The following is a 15,049-nucleotide window of genomic DNA, read 5'->3' as shown; positions in this document are numbered from 1 at the left end:
ACCACCGGGACACCCCGCCCGTGGACGTTTATTTCGTCATGGCAGGTCTCCTGGCTCGCAGGTCATCACCGCTTTCCGGCCTTCCCGATGCGCTGGGGCATCAGTGACACAAAGTGAAAGCGGCTCGCTGCTTACAGTTGCGGGGGCAGCGCCGGCCTTGCCCAGAGGCGCACCGGCTTCCCTTTTCACTTCCGATCCCACGAGGAATCGAAAGAACCATAACCCCTACAGTTGGTATCTTCTGGATATATGAAGTCAATATATTGTTTCCGGGGAAAGCAGAAACAAACTGCTGGATTATTCGCAACGCCGCTTTGGGCATGGCTCTACGGCACGCGTGTGATCTCCTCCAGAACGGAAAAAATCCGTTCATCGTCGCATTGAGCAACGTTGAAACGCAGGAACCCGCAGGCCGAGCCTGACAGGCTGAAGGCGTTTCCGGGCGCGAGCACCACGTCCCTCTCAAGCGCATGGCGGGCAAGCGTGGCCGCATCCAGCCCGTCGGTCACCGCCGCCATCATTCTGTGCGTGGCAGGCGCCAGATTTTCCGCCGGGCGCTCAGGCGCGCCGCCGGCAGTTGGTCAAGATCTCAGGCGAAGCTCGACGTCTTGAGGAATTCGGCAAGGCGTTCGGTCTGCGGCTTCAGGAACATCACCTTCGGATCCCCCTCCTCGCCGATTACCCCCTGGTTCATGAAGATGACGCGGGAGGAAACCTCGAAAGCGAAGCGCATTTCGTGGGTGACCAGAAGCATGCTCATGCCATCGGCAGCCAGATCCTTGATCACCTGAAGCACTTCGCCCACCAGTTCGGGATCTAGCGCAGACGTTACCTCATCAAAGAGCATGAGGCGCGGGTTCATGGCGATGGCGCGGGCGATGGCCACGCGCTGCTGCTGACCGCCGGACAGCTGGCCGGGGTAGTGATCCGCGCGCTGGCCGAGACCGACGCGCTCGAGCCATTTTTCCGCGACGCTGCGCGCCTCGTCGCGCGCCATCTTCTTCACCTTGATCAGGCCGAGCATGACATTGGATGCTGCGGTCATGTGCGGGAACAGGTTGAACTGCTGGAAGGCCATGCCCGTCAGCGCGCGCTGGCGGGCGATTTCCTTCTCGCTCTTGCGAACGCGCACGCCGTTGCGCTCTTCATAGCCGATGGGTTCGCCATCGATGAGGATGCGGCCGCCCTGAAAATCCTCCAGCATGTTGATGCAGCGCAGCATGGTTGTCTTGCCGGAGCCCGACGAACCGATGATCGAGATCACCTCGCCCTGCTGCATGGTGCAGTCGACGCCCTTGAGCACCTCCACCGAACCGTAGCGCTTGCGCAGGGCCTGAATTTCAAGAAGGTTCTTCGTCATGTCGGGTACTCTCAGGATGGAACAGACACCTTGCGCTCGACATATTTGCCGAAGCGCTCGATGGCGTAATTGATGGCGAAGTAGAGAAGGCCGGCCAGGAAATAGAACTCCAGGCTCATGAAATTGCGGGAGATGATCTCCTGCGTGCGGAGCAGAAGCTCGGCCACGCCGATGACGGACAGAAGCGTGGACGCCTTGACCATCTCCGCAGCCGTGTTCACCCAGGTGGGCAGCATCTGGCGCAGCGCCTGCGGCCACAGAACCGAAGTGAAGGTCTGGCTGAAGGTGAGGCCGATGGCCTTGGCCGCTTCTGTCTGCCCGGGCGGAATGGCCTGCAGCGCGCCGCGCACGATTTCACCCACATGCGAGGAGCAGAAGACCGCCAGCGCAAATACACCCGCCTGAAACGCGTTCAGCTCAATGCCGATCGTGGACAGGATGTAGAAGCTGGCGAGCACCAGAACGAGCACGGGCGTGCCACGGATGAAATCCGTATAGGCGCGCACGACAAAACGCAGCGGCCTGTTTCCATAGGTCAGCGCAAGCCCGACCATAACGCCCAGCACGGAGCCCAGGGCGATGGCCAGAAGCGAGATTGAAACGGTCAGGCCAAGGCCGCGCAGGATCACGAAACGGGCAAGCCAGACCTGATCGAGAAATGCGAGAAACTCGTTCATCGGCTCACCTCGAAATCACAAGACGACGCTCGACCATGCGCATAAGCGCGGCCAGCACCGTGCAGGTGGCGACATAGAGACAGGAAGCGACGATCCAGGTCTCGACCACACGGAAGGTTTCGACATTGATCTTGCGCGCCTCGAAGGTGAGTTCCGGCACCGCGATGGCTGCGGCCAGAGACGTGTCCTTGAAAAGCGAGATCAGCGTGGAAGAAAGCGACGGCAGCACGTTTCTGAACATCAGCGGTATGACGATGGAGGTGCGGATCTGCATCGGCGTCAGACCGATGGCGAGGCCCGCCTCCTTCAGACCGTTGGGGATGGACAGAAGGCCCGCGCGAAACACCTCCGCCAGATAGGCGCCGGAATAGATGGCGAGCGTTGCCACGAAGCTCTCGATCTTGCCCAGACGGACACCCATCTGCGGCAGCGCGAAATAGGAAAACAGGATCAGAACGAGAATCGGCAGATTGCGGATCACCGTGACGTAAAGCGCTGCCGGGCGGCGCGCCCAGCCGCTTTTGGAGATGAGGCCAAAGGCGGTTACGAGGCCGATGACGGCGCCGATCAGGATCGCGCCAATCGCCAGTTCAAGGCTGAGCAGCAGCCCCCAGAGAAGCTGATCGAAGCTGCGCCAGACGGCGGAAAAATTGAGTGTATAGCCCATATCGGGTCCCAGCCATGCAGGAAGGCCGGCGGATGACGCACCCGGTCACCCGCCGCCCTCATGCAGATGCGATGCTTACTTGTATTCGACCGGGAAGCCGATCTGCGGCGGCTGCAGATCCTTGCCGAACCAGGTCTTGAACGAGTCCGCATAGAAGTTGAACTCAACGCCCGTCATCGCCTCATGCAGGGCGGTGTTGACGAAGTTGAGCCAGTCCTGATCGCCGCGCGCGACGGCGCAGGAATAGGACTGCGGGTTCCAGCCATAACCGGCATCGCGGTAACGGTCGGGGTTCTGCGTCATGTACCAGGCAAGCGACGACTGGTCGGTGGCGACGGCGTCAGAGCGGCCGGATTCCAGCGCCTGATAGATGAGATCGACGGACTCATACTGGTCGACGCTCGCCTCGGGCAGCGCCGCGTGCACCATGTCTTCCGCGTAGACATTCTGAAGAACGGACACGGTGACGGAAGAACCGGCCTCCTTGAGCGCCTCGTAATCCGCATAATCACCATCGGCCTTCAGCATGAGGCCGACGCCCTCGCGGTAATACGGGATGGTGAAGGCAACCTGCTGGGCGCGCTCACCGGTGACGGTCATGAACTGGCAGGTGACATCGACCTTGCCGGTGGTGATGTTCGGAATGCGCGCATCCGAGGACTGCGTCACATATTCGATTTTGTCGGGATCACCGAACAGCGACTTGGCGATGATGCGGCCCATGTCGACATCGAAGCCCTGAAGCTTGTCGTCGACGCTCTTGAAGTGCCAGGGCGCGTTGGTGCTGCCGGTGCCAAGAACGAGGTGACCGCGTTCCAGAACCTCGTCGAGCTTGCTCTTGTCCTGCGCGACCGCCGGTGCGGCCGCGACCATCATTGCGGTGGTGAGCAGAAGCGCATGTGCGCGAAACGGAATAGCCATGCTGAGTTCCCCTTTCCCAAATTTGTCAGTTCCATTATTATGGACACATATCCATATTAGTGGACTTCCACATCAAGCCGTATAGCCGGCTTGTTGTCAAGGAATGCCGTCAGCGCTTTTTTGAAACTGCACAGGCCCGGGCAATGCGGAAAACCCGCATGCCAGCGGGCGCCGCGCACAGACATGTGGCGGCGTCTGACACCTCGCGAAATGGCGCTGTCTTACGACAGGCGGTCGGTGGCGGTGCGCACCCAGTCGAGGCGCTTTTCCGGGATCAGGCCGTAATTGTAGAAATTCACGCCATCAGCACCGGCGGCGATGGCGGCCTGCGCCCGCTCGGCAAGGTCGTCGCCGTTTTCCATCTCCGGGTAGAAGACGCGCAGCCCGACGCCCAGGAATTTTTCTGGTCCGACGATGCCACGCGCTTTTTCGAATAGCGCACTCACGGCCTGCGGCTCCATGCAGTAGCAGCAGAGGATCACGCCATCGCAGGCCCCTGCCGCTTCTTCCAGTTCGACCCCGCCCAGCCATCCGTCGGCAAGGTCGATCAGGACCACCCTTGTTTCAGGATGTGCGGCGTCACGGATCTCGGCAATCAGCGACGTGACCGGCTCGCTGCGCCAGGCAAGGTAGGCGCGCAGGTCTTCATGAGCGTTGAACGCATCGAGGCCCGCTTCCGGGAAATCCGGGAACTGCTTTTCCGGAATTTCACGGGCGCACATTTCTGCGATGAAACGGCCAACCGTCTCGCGCGCGCCCTTTGCATTGACGCCAGCCGCCCCGGCACGCGCCATGCAATGGTCGCAGAAGCAGAGCGACAGGAGGAAATCATCCTCCGCATTGAGGCCGACGCCGTCCTTCTCGTGGTGATATTCGTGCGCGAACCCCATGAAGTTGGGGCTTTCAAGCTCGATCATGTCCGGCCGGTAGCGGGTGCTCACATCCTGAACGAGCGTCGTGACATAGGCGCGGGCAGCCGGGCTGGACGGGCAGAGATTGTAATAGTTCGGATTGCCGAACGCGTTGCGGGTGACGTGGTCTGGATGCTCCATGCCCAGACGCGTGTTGTGCAGGCAGACGGTCCAGCAGGAGACTTTCATGCCGGTCTGTGCGCGCGCGTCTGTGAGCACCTTCAGCATGTCGCCACGCTCGGCAACATTGCGCGCCTTGAGCGGCTTGATCTCCCGATCCGCCCAGAGCGCTTCATCCGGCTCGAAATAGACCGTTCCATCCTCGGGAAAATAGGCTTTCTGATGCGGGCTGCGCGGCTGGAGAAAGCGACCGGCGTGATAGGACGTGGCGAGGCTGACCGTGTTGAGCCCGGCGCGGTCGCGCAGATCGGCGACAAGCCGCTCCAGCCCCTGATCCTGAACATCCCAGGGGTAAGTCCACATCGACAGATGCATGGCGGGCACTCCTTTGAAATCAAACATTATCGGGCCGCCGGGGGCGGCCGCGGAATTGGCTAGAGAACGCGGCCGGGACGCGCGCCCGTCTCGCGGCCATCCTCGATGACCATGCCCCCATTGACGAAGAGATGGCTGACACCGGAGGGCAGTTGCGATGAATCGTCGAAGGTCGCGCGGTCTGCGATGCTCTCCTCGAAGAGCACGACATCGCCGGCCATGCCGGGGCGCAGAAGCCCGCGATCCGTGAGCGAAAAGCGCTGCGCGGCCATGGACGTCATGCGGCGCACGGCATCTTCCAGCGAGAACCAGTTCTGGTCGCGGACAAGCGGTCCGGCGATGCGCGGAAAGGTGCCGAAGGCGCGCGGATGCGGCTTGGAGCCCGGTCGCGGAAGCCCATCGGACCCGGCCATGTAGAGGCGGTTGCAACAGGCGGCGTGCAGATCTTCTTCTGCAAGCTGGAACAGGATGATGCCGGTCTGCCCGTCATCTTCTTCTATGAAGCGCAGCATGAGATCGAACGGATCGACAGCCAGTTTCGCTGCCGCGGCCTGCATGTCGAGCCCTTCAAGATGCTTGAGCGCATCAACGCCCACGGCGGAGAGACGAACATTCTCCCAGCCGATGAGCGACACCTTGCTCTGGCCGGGGAATTCCGGGCCTCCCTCATTGACCCAGCGGCGCAGGAGCGCCTGCTGGGCGGGATCGGCCAGACGCCGGCGCAGCCCGGCAAGCCCGCCTTCCATGACAGCGGCGGGCAGGAGCTGGAGTATCCATGTGCTGCCGGCGGGATAGGGATACATGTCGAAGCTGACATCGACGCCATCCCGGCGCATTGTCTCCAGAAGCGCGATGGCATCGGGAATGCGGCCCCAGTTGGGGCGACCGGCAGACTGGAGATGCGAGAGCAGGCCAGCAGCACCCGACGCCCCAAGCACACGCCCGAACTCTTGAGTGGCGTCGATCAGCCCGGCCTCATAGGAACGGATATGCGCGGCGAGCACCCGGCCATGACGCCCGACAACGCGGCCGAGCGCAATCAGCTCCGCCTCGTCGGCAAAGGCGCTTGGCGGATAGACAAGGCCGAGCGACAGGCCTGCGGCGCCCTGCACAAGCTGGGCTTCCAGAAGGTCGCACATGGCCTGCGTTTCTGCCGGCGTGGCCGGGCGGTCGTCATGCCCCATGACGGCAAGGCGCAGTGCGGCATGCCCCACAAGCGACACGAGATTGAGCGCGATGCCAGCGCCCTCTGCCCCGCGCAGCGCGTGACGGTAGCCATCGAGATCGGCGAAGATTTCTTCATGCGCCGTTTCGCCGAGAAGGCCGGAAAAGTGCCGGCGCAGATCCTCGTGGGATCCGGACGTGGCGGGATAGAGCGAGAAAGAGCAGTTTCCGACAACAATGCTGGTGACGCCCTGAAACGCCTTTTCCGGACGCCCGCGCTCGCGCAGGAAGATCAGGTCGTCATGACAATGCGCATCGATGAAGCCGGGTGCGGCGTAGCGCTCTTCGGCATCCACCACATGCGCGCCGGAAACGGGCAGATCGCGCCCGATGCGGGCGATGCGCCCGCCCGATAAGAGAATATCGCCGCGATACCAGGGCGCACCGGTTCCATCGATGATGCGCGCCCCGCGGATGAGCGTGTCGGTCATTCAGATCCTCTCAGGCTTCAATCGGCTCGGCCACTTGTATCAGGCAATCGCCGGACTGGCTGTCGCAATGAAGGCGATGCGAGATGACGATGCCGCCCTCGGCGAAGTGCAGTGCTTCCTCGGGTGCGTCGATGCGTTCAAGATCGTGATACCAGCCGGCGAGATCGCCAGCGGCAACGCGGTCGCCCAGACGGGAGGCGGGCTCGAACCAGCCGCGCCGGGTGGCGTAGATGCCCTGACTGTGGCGCGACAGCGAAAGAAGCTGGAGCGGCTGGACCTTTTCATCAAGCGAGGCGGAGAGCACCGGCGCGGACACGATGCCCAGCGCAACAAGCAGGCGATCGATTGCGCCCTCCGTGAAGGCCATGCTGTCGGGCGTGACCGTGCCGCCGCCACCGAACTCGCCGGAAAGACCGACTGCGCCAGCGCGGCCGGCAGCGCCCATCGAGGTCGGCGCTGCCGGCCCATTGTCGGCGATGAAGGCGTGGGCGGCACCCATCTGGCGCATGAGATCAAGTGTGCGCTCGAAGCGTGCCGGCTCCGCCTGACGCTCGATCAGCGTGCAGGGCAGATGCGCCATGGAGGTTCCACCCGAATGGAGATCGAGCACCACATCGTGGCGCGGGAACAGCTCATGTTCCAGAAAATGGGCGATGCGCTCGGTTGGCGTTCCGGCAGGGTTGCCGGGAAAGGCGCGGTTGAGATTTCCGCCATCGAAGGGGGAGCAGCGGCGGGCCGCCATGACAGCCGGCTGGTTGACGATCGGCAAAACCGTGACCGTTCCGCTGATGTCGAGCGTCTTCAGGCGGCGCATGAGCCGGGCGAGCTGAAGTTCGCCCTCATACTCGTCGCCGTGATTGCCCGCCATCAAAAGGAGGCTCGGTCCCTCGCCATTGCGGACCCGCAGCCAGGGGATGCGGATCTGGTAATAGGGCGACCGGTCCACCGAATAGGGAATTGCCAGGAAGCCGGACTGGACGCCCCCGGCCTCGAAATCAATGGAATGAACAATGCCCGTATGCATGGCAGGACTCCGGTCGCCAGAAGAAGAGCCGGTGCGCGGGGCACCGGCCAGGTGTCAGACTGCGGCAACAGCCGTCATTTCGACGCGCAGGTCCGGATCGGCAAGGCGCGCCTCGACGCAGGCGCGGGCCGGCGGGTTCTCCGGGTCGATCCAGGCATCATAGACGCTGTTCATCGCGTCGAAATCGATGATGGCCGGCAGGAAGACGTTGACGGCCACGAGCTTGGAGCGGTCGGTTCCGGCTTCGGCGAGGAGCGCGTCGATCTTGCGCAGAACATCTGCCGTCTGATCCTCGATGCTCGCCTTGCGGTCATCGGGAACCTGCCCCGCAATGTGGACGAGACCGCCATAGACGACGGCCTGGCTCATTCGGGAACCTTTCTGGTAGCGCATGATCATTTTCCAAAATTCCTTTTGCTTGGGTAGGGGGTGGGGTGGGGTTGGAACAGTTTCAGCCGAAGCTGGTGAGATAGGCCGAGACAACGCGATGATCGTCGTCCAGACCGTAGAGGATCGCGTGCCGGTCGAGGCAGGTGCAGGGGTGCGAGATGCCGAACTCCACCACATCGCCGACACGCAGATCGACGCCCTCGCCCAGTGAGACGAAGGCATGCTGATCGTTCAACGCGGTGACGCGAACCGTCTTAGAAAGAGCGGTGCGCACGCCATCACGATAGAACGCCAGTGGGCGCGGCAGGCCCTGATCGGCCGCCACATCGCGCAGGCCCATGCCGCAAACGGCAAGCCCCGGCTCCGGCCTCGAAAGAACCTCGGCCCAGACGCGAAGCGCGGGACGGAAACCGGTGGCCGCCGAAACCGCTTTTCCGCTGATCACGAAACCAGACCGGTTGTCGAGGCCGGTGAGACCGCGCTCATAGATGCCGTGATCATGAAAGAAGATCGCGCCGCTGCGCAGGACCAGAACCGCGTTTTGATCTGCCGCGACCACCGCCTTCAGACCGCGAACCACCATGTCGAAATAAACCGAACCGCCGGCGGTGACGATCATCGGACGCTCCGGTCCAAGCCGCTGGCGCAGCGCAGAGAAAAGCGTTGCCGTGCGTTCGACCAGAGCAGAAATGCGCAGCGCCGTCTCAGCCGCATCGGGCGTTGCGGCTGCACCTTCGTAAGCCGCGACGCCGGCGAGCCGGAAAGTGTCGGTCTCGCGTTCGAGAATGGCCTCGGCGAGCTGTAACGCGGCTTCACCGGAGCGGAGCCCGCCACGGGCAGCGCCCAGCTCGACCAGAAGTCCGAGCGGCGGCAGATCCCTGGAAGAAGACCAGGAGGAAGCGAGCGCCTCCATCATCTCGCGTGAATCGACGAAGATCGAGAGATCGGCATCGGGATAGGCGGAGACCAGGCGGGCAAGCCGTCTCACTGCCGCCGGGCCACCGATCTCGTTTGCGAGGATCAGGCGGCGGAAGCCCGCGCGCAGCATGACGGAAGCCTGACGAATGTCGGCCACCGTGACGCCCCATGCCCCGGCCTCGACGAGACGGGCGGCGATGGCCGGCGACATCGGCGTCTTGGCGTGTGGTGCGATCTCGACGCCCTGCTCGCGCACATAGGTCATCATCAGATCGACATTGTTGGCGAACGCCGTTTCATCGAGCGAGATCAATGGCAGGGACATGGCGCCGTCGAAGGGCTTCCACCCCTGATCGCCAATGGCGCCGAGGCCAAGGGCTGCATGGCCTGCGGGAAAACCGCGAACGCGGTCATCGATGACGGGATCGCTCGCAGTGGTGAGCGTGGCGTCAGACATGGGAAGCATCCTGTGATGTTTGCGAAGGCGACAGGCCAAGGCGGTAAATGCGGTTCGCCGTCGAGAAGAACAGGGCCTCCTGCTCATCATGCGAATGGCTGGCGGCTATGGTTCTGAACGCGCCATAAAGCGCATCGAAATCCGCGTGCAGACCGGCAACGGGAAAATCGCTGGCGAACATGGCGCGCTGCGGCCCGAAACAGGCGATGCAGTGGTCGATCACCATGCGCAGACTGTCGACTGTCCAGTGGTGATCATAGGCCACGGGATCGGAGATCTTGATGGCGATGTTGGGCGCACTGGAAAGCTCCGAAAGCCCGTTGCGCCAAAGCGCCAAGCCTTCCTCGCTGCGGTCAACCGGGCTGCCGCAATGGTTGAGCACGAATTGCGTGTCGGGATGATCGGCGACGAGGCGCGCCGCCTCCCCCATCTGCCAGGGAAAGAGCATGAGATCGAAGCTGAGGCCGAGTTCGGTGGCGCGCGAAAGCCCCTCGCGCCAGCGCGGGTCGCTCATCATGCCTTCGCGGGAGGCGAAGCTCTTTGCCGGGTCGGGATGCCAGCTGACGATATCGCGAATGCCGACCACAGCGGGATTTGCAGCCTCACGCTCAACGAGACGCTGCGCATCCGCACCGGCAAGCGGCACGCGCGCCACATAGCGCGCGGCAACGCCAAAACGCCTGTCGAGACTGTCGAGCCAGCGCGTTTCCTCCAGCGGGAAATCATCCGACCAGCCGGCCTCGACATGGACGGTGGCGACGATGTTCTGCCGGGCCGCGTCCCACAGATATTCGCCCACGCCATAGTCGCGACGGATCGGCGCGATGCTGCCGAACACCATCTCCTCATCAGCGGCTTCAGGCGGCGCAAGCCAGGGGTGCCTGCCAAGCGACAGGTCCCACAGATGGTGGTGCGGGTCGATGACCGGACCCGCATAGGCAGAACTCATCGTCGCGCCTCACGCCCCGAGATCAGGAGCAGCGCCAGAATGAGCGATCCGAACATAATGGACCGCCAGCCGGGCGACGCGTTGACCACGGTGATCAGCGCCGTGGTGGTGACGAGAAGGATCGCGCCGGGAATGGTGCCGGCATAGGTGCCGCGCCCGCCCAGAATGGAGGTGCCCCCCAGAACCACGGCGGCGATGGACGTCAGAAGATAGGGATCGCCGATGCCCACATAGCCCTGACGGTTCATGCCGAGGATCAGGATGCCGGCAAGACCGGCAAAGAAGCCCGAAAGCGTGAACAGGAGCAGCGTGTTGCGCTTGACGCTGACGCCCGAAAGCTCGGTTGCCAGCGGGTTGGCCCCCAGCGCCAGAAAACGCGCGCCGGCCGGCATGCGGTGGATGATGAGCAGCACCACGATCGACACGGCCACCCACAGGAGAACGCCGGCGGGAATGCCGAAGGGCCGCGCCTGGCCGAGCCAGATGACGGTTGCGTTCGTGACGGAGACGGCGCTGCCGCCGGCGACGATGACCAGCATGCCCTGCAGGAAGGTCGCCATGGCCAGCGTCATGATGATGGGCGGCACTCTGAGATAGGCCGCGCCAACGCCATTGAGAAAGCCGATGCTGGACGCGATGCCCAGCGCAAGCACGATGCCCACGAGGCCGGTGGGATCGATGTCGGGCGAGATGAGCGGCAGGAGAATGGCCGTGACCGTGATGACCGCGCCGACCGAAAGGTCGATGCCGCCCATCAGGATCACGAGCGTCTGGCCGGCGGCGACGATGCCGATGACTGCGGAGAGTTCCAGCAGGTAGCGCAGGTGGCCAAAGGCCCCGAAGCCACGCAGCGTGAGGCTGGCGACGATCCAGACGAGGATCACCAGGATCAGCGTCAGAAGCGGCGGATTGCGGAAGGCCGACTTGAGAGCGTTCATGGCTTTGCCCTCCACTGGCTGGTCAATTGCGGGATCGCGACGGCGCCGACGATGATGAGGCCCTGCGCCACATATTGAGCGACCGGCGGGAAGCCGAGGAAGAACATGACGTTGATCATGACCGAGAGAAGCAGGCTGCCGCAGATGACGCCGCGCATCGTGCCCTTGCCGCCGAGAAAGGCGACGCCGCCAAGCACCGCGCCGGCGATGGAGTTGAGCGTGAAGGGCGTGCCGATGACCGGATCGCCAGAGCCGGTCTGGGCTGCAACGAAAAGGCCGGCAAGGGCCGCAAGCAGACCCGAAAGCGCGAAGGCGAACACCTTGACGCGCTCGACGGGAACGCCCGAGCGGAACGCGCCGACGGGATTGTTTCCGGCGGCATAGATGCCAAGGCCGAGCGGCGTTGCCAGATAGAGTTTCCAGCCGATCAGAAGCAGGACCAGAAGGCCGAAGGCAACCGGCGTGTGACCGGCAAGCAGGTCGGAAAACCAGTCGGGGATGTAGCCGCCGGGACGCGGCAGGAGAATGAGCGCGATGCCGGTGATGATGAACGATCCGGCCAGCGTGACGATGATGGCCGGCAGGCGCAGATAGGCGACGATGCCGCCCGTTACCGCACCGATGAACAGGCCGGCGACCGAGACGGCGATCAGCCCGCCCAGAACACCCAGCGGACCGCCCATGGTGACGGCGGCAATGACCGCGCCGAGGCTGACCATCGGACCGATGGCAAGCGAGATGCCGCCATTCAGCATCATCAGGGCCTGCGCCATGGTGACGAGCGCCAGCGGGAACCAGTTCTGCGTGAACTTGGAAAAACCGCCAACGCTGAGAAGGCCCGGAAACAGAATGGCGTAGACCACGAGAAACGCGGCGACGACCAGATAAAGGCCCGTCAGGCCGCGATTGCGGCGCTTCTGGACGGCGGCATAGAGATTTGCCGGAACGGTGGTGGCACTCATGCCGCAGCTCCCTTCGCTGAGACGCCCATGGCGGCGCCGACGATCGCTTCTTCGGAGATGTCTGCGCGCGGCAGCGTGGCCACGACGCGCCCCTCGCGGAACACGGCGACACGATCACAAAGATGGACGAGTTCAGGTGTGTCGGAACTCAGAAGAATAACCAGCTTTCCCTCGCGCGCGAAGGATTGCAGCATCAGATAGATTTCCCGCTTGGTCTCGATATCGACGCCGCGCGTGGGGTCGTTGAGGAGCAGCACCGAAGGATCGAGCGGCAGCCATTTGGCCAGCGCCACCTTCTGCTGATTGCCACCGGAAAGCGCCTGAACCGGACGGGTCACATCGCCCTTGATCGTCAGGCGTTTGGCGAGGTCGGCAACCAGATTGCGCTCGGCCGCGCGGTCGCGCAGACCATGTTTCACCAGATTGCCAAGCGAGGGCAGAAGGAGGTTCGACGCAATGGAATGCGGCAGAACGAGCCCCTCATGCTTGCGGTCAGCCGGCACATAGGCAAGGCCGGCCTGATTGGCCGCCTCGACGCTTTTCAGCGGGCGGTGACTTCCCGAGATTTCCGCCTTCTCTGCGGAAGCGGGAATTGCGCCGTACAGGCCGAGCAGGAAATCCTCCTGTCCCTGCCCCACCAGACCGCCGATGCCAATAATCTCGCCGGCGGATGCCTGGAAATCGACATCAAGGGCCGTGCCTGCGGAAAATTTCTTCAGATGGATGAGTTCGGCGCCGGCGGGATGGTCCTGCCAGGCGGGGAACAGGTCGCCCGCATCGCGGCCCACCATCAGGCGCACGAGACCTTCATCATCGACGCCGGCCAGCGGCTGGTCGGCGGTCACCACGCCATCTTTCAGCACCGTGACATGCGAGCACAGCGCCTGAACCTCGTTGAGGCGATGGGAGATGTAGAGAAGCGCGATGCCTTCATCACGCAGCTTGCGGATGAGGCCTGCCAGAATGCCCGCCTCATGCGCGGACAGGGAGGATGTCGGCTCGTCCAGAATGAGCACACGCGGCTTGCGGAAAAGCGCCTTGGCGATTTCCACCATCTGCCGGCGGCCAAGCGAGAGATCGCCAACGGGCATGTCGAGCGGTTCGGTCAGGCCGACCCGCTCGCAGACCTCCGCGACGGAGGCAGAAAGCGCCTTGTAGTCGATGAGACCAAAGCGCCGTGGCAGAGCGCCAAGGCCGATATTCTCGGCAATGGACAGCTCGGCGGCAAGGCTCAGCTCCTGTTGAACGACGGCAATGCCCGCCTCTCGCGCAGCAGCAGGGCTGAAACGCGAGACGGGCTTGCCGTCCACGACAATGTCGCCCTTGTCGGGCTGCAAAGCGCCCGAGAGCAGATTGATCAGTGTCGATTTTCCAGCACCGTTCTCACCCAGAAGAGCGTGAACGCGTCCGGGCTCAAGGGCGATGTCCACGCCCTTGAGCACCGGGTTGCCGAAAAACCCCTTGAACACCTGCCTGGCTTCGAGCAGGGGCTTGGTTTTCGTCATCAGGAACCGGCCTTTTCGTCTTCGTGTCTTACTGCGCCAGCAGCTTGTCGAAGAGCGCGCGGTCGTAGTCGGAGTAGATGTATCCGTCGGCCGGGAACTGATCGGCGCGCGCGAGATAGCCGTCGATCGTGTCGTCGCCGATGACCGGCAGCGGCACCTTGATGAAAGCCGGAACGTCCTTGCCCTCAAGCGCCTGAACCGCCGCGTAGACAGACAGGGCGCCCAGCCAGTTCGGCTGCATGGTTGCCCAGCCTTCCAGACCCTTCTCTTTCCAGAGCTCAAGGAACTGACGTGCGTTTTCACCGGTGGTCGGAACCTGCTCGCGGCCCTGACGGTCGAAGGCGAGAACGGAACCGGCCGAAAGCGCGCCGCCAAGCGAAAGAACGCCGTCGATTTCCGGGTTGGCGAACAGAAGGCTGGTCATGGCCTCCTGCGCGGGCGCAACATTGTATTCGGTGTTGGTCTCGGTCAGTATCTCGATGCCGGGATTGGCATCCAGAACCGGCTGCGCGCCCTTGCGGCGGTCATCGCTGACGGAAATACCTGCCGGGCCGTTCATGACGATGATCTTGCCTTCACCGCCGAGCTGATCGACCATCCACTGTGCGGCAGCCGCACCCCATTCACCGGAATCGGTGTTGATCTTCGCGGTCACCTTGTCGGTGTTGACCAGGCTGTCGAAGTTGACGACGGCGATGCCCTTGTCACAGGCGTCAGAGATCACGCGGTCAAGCGCGTTGGACGAACCGGCGATGACGACGATGGCGTCGACATTGGCGTCGATCATGGACTGGATGTGCTGGATCTGCGTCTGGGCATTGCCCTGGGCGTCGGTGATCATGAGATCGTCGACCAGACCGGCCTTCTTCAGCTCTTCGACCTCGGCAGCGATGGTGCCTTCGGTCTGCTTCATCCAGGTCGGTACGGAATAGATGTTTGCCCAACCGATCGTATAGGGCGCTTCGCGGTCTCCCTGGATGCAGTTGGCCGCAGCCGAAGCCGCTCCGCTGCCGGCAACCAGCATGGATGCCGCCGCAACGCCCATGAGCAGGCCGCGACGACGCCTGGAATTTTCAGAACCCGATAAATGCATGTCTTCCTCCCTCAACAAGATGCGGCGCCCCAAAAGGCTTGCCGCCAATCAATGTCCGCTATAATGTACAAGTGATCTTTATAGTGGAAGTGCATATTATCCGGTTTTGACGCCCCTGCAAGTGGCG

14 protein-coding genes, 1 pseudogene and 1 riboswitch are annotated in these 15,049 nt (G+C 63.1%); all 15 genes and pseudogenes read right to left on the bottom strand.

Going from position 1 to position 15,049, the window contains the following annotated elements; genetic code table 11:
- Positions 1-23: 23 nt before the first annotated feature.
- A riboswitch (cobalamin riboswitch) is annotated at positions 24-236 on the bottom strand.
- Positions 237-326: 90 nt separating this feature from the next.
- Positions 327-503 (bottom strand): annotated as a pseudogene (locus tag AC4PTT_RS04635) (PLP-dependent aminotransferase family protein); the annotation flags it as partial.
- Between the two features lie 86 nt (positions 504-589).
- Complete coding sequence (locus AC4PTT_RS04630; RefSeq protein ID WP_113153077.1) at positions 590-1,360, bottom strand: amino acid ABC transporter ATP-binding protein; 771 nt, start codon at positions 1,358-1,360, stop codon at positions 590-592.
- An 11-nt stretch (positions 1,361-1,371) separates the two neighbouring features.
- The gene (locus AC4PTT_RS04625; RefSeq protein WP_206994717.1) at positions 1,372-2,037 is read right to left on the bottom strand and encodes an amino acid ABC transporter permease; all 666 of its coding nucleotides are present in this window, start codon (positions 2,035-2,037) and stop codon (positions 1,372-1,374) included.
- Between the two features lie 4 nt (positions 2,038-2,041).
- The gene (locus tag AC4PTT_RS04620) at positions 2,042-2,704 is read right to left on the bottom strand and encodes an amino acid ABC transporter permease (RefSeq protein ID WP_025031477.1); all 663 of its coding nucleotides are present in this window, start codon (positions 2,702-2,704) and stop codon (positions 2,042-2,044) included.
- A 75-nt stretch (positions 2,705-2,779) separates the two neighbouring features.
- Complete coding sequence (locus tag AC4PTT_RS04615) at positions 2,780-3,580, bottom strand: transporter substrate-binding protein (RefSeq protein ID WP_371685972.1); 801 nt, start codon at positions 3,578-3,580, stop codon at positions 2,780-2,782.
- Positions 3,581-3,846: 266 nt separating this feature from the next.
- Positions 3,847-5,031 (bottom strand): hypothetical protein, encoded by a 1,185-nt coding sequence (locus AC4PTT_RS04610; RefSeq protein WP_492162190.1) that lies wholly within the window; start codon positions 5,029-5,031, stop codon positions 3,847-3,849.
- Between the two features lie 59 nt (positions 5,032-5,090).
- Positions 5,091-6,686 carry an N-acyl-D-amino-acid deacylase family protein gene (locus AC4PTT_RS04605; RefSeq protein WP_492162189.1) on the bottom strand — a complete coding sequence of 532 codons (1,596 nt, stop codon included), beginning with the start codon at positions 6,684-6,686 and terminating at the stop codon, positions 5,091-5,093.
- Positions 6,687-6,696: 10 nt separating this feature from the next.
- Positions 6,697-7,710 (bottom strand): M14 family metallopeptidase, encoded by a 1,014-nt coding sequence (locus tag AC4PTT_RS04600; RefSeq protein ID WP_492162188.1) that lies wholly within the window; start codon positions 7,708-7,710, stop codon positions 6,697-6,699.
- A gap of 54 nt (positions 7,711-7,764) precedes the next feature.
- Positions 7,765-8,109, bottom strand: a complete 345-nt coding sequence (locus AC4PTT_RS04595) for a RidA family protein (protein WP_113153084.1) — start codon at positions 8,107-8,109, stop codon at positions 7,765-7,767.
- Positions 8,110-8,161: 52 nt separating this feature from the next.
- Positions 8,162-9,475, bottom strand: coding sequence for an alanine racemase (locus tag AC4PTT_RS04590; protein WP_492162187.1), 1,314 nt, complete (start codon positions 9,473-9,475; stop codon positions 8,162-8,164).
- Positions 9,468-10,424, bottom strand: coding sequence for an amidohydrolase family protein (locus AC4PTT_RS04585; protein WP_206994711.1), 957 nt, complete (start codon positions 10,422-10,424; stop codon positions 9,468-9,470). The genes AC4PTT_RS04590 and AC4PTT_RS04585 overlap by 8 nt, the downstream gene beginning before the upstream one ends.
- Positions 10,421-11,362, bottom strand: a complete 942-nt coding sequence (locus tag AC4PTT_RS04580; protein WP_206547908.1) for an ABC transporter permease — start codon at positions 11,360-11,362, stop codon at positions 10,421-10,423. The genes AC4PTT_RS04585 and AC4PTT_RS04580 overlap by 4 nt, the downstream gene beginning before the upstream one ends.
- Positions 11,359-12,324 (bottom strand): ABC transporter permease, encoded by a 966-nt coding sequence (locus AC4PTT_RS04575; protein WP_206544294.1) that lies wholly within the window; start codon positions 12,322-12,324, stop codon positions 11,359-11,361. Before AC4PTT_RS04575 ends, AC4PTT_RS04580 begins: the two co-directional genes overlap by 4 nt.
- On the bottom strand, positions 12,321-13,829 hold the full coding sequence (locus tag AC4PTT_RS04570) for a sugar ABC transporter ATP-binding protein (protein WP_206544295.1): 1,509 nt from the start codon (positions 13,827-13,829) through the stop codon (positions 12,321-12,323). Before AC4PTT_RS04570 ends, AC4PTT_RS04575 begins: the two co-directional genes overlap by 4 nt.
- A 28-nt stretch (positions 13,830-13,857) precedes the next feature.
- Entirely contained in the window at positions 13,858-14,922 is a 1,065-nt protein-coding gene (locus tag AC4PTT_RS04565) for an ABC transporter substrate-binding protein (protein ID WP_113153089.1), read from the bottom strand.
- Positions 14,923-15,049 lie beyond the last annotated feature (127 nt).

The sequence above is a fragment of the Nitratireductor sp. WH36-1 genome, from assembly GCF_058725515.1.
Note: the sequence above shows the minus strand (reverse complement) of the source record. Positions and strands in the feature narration are given on the sequence as shown.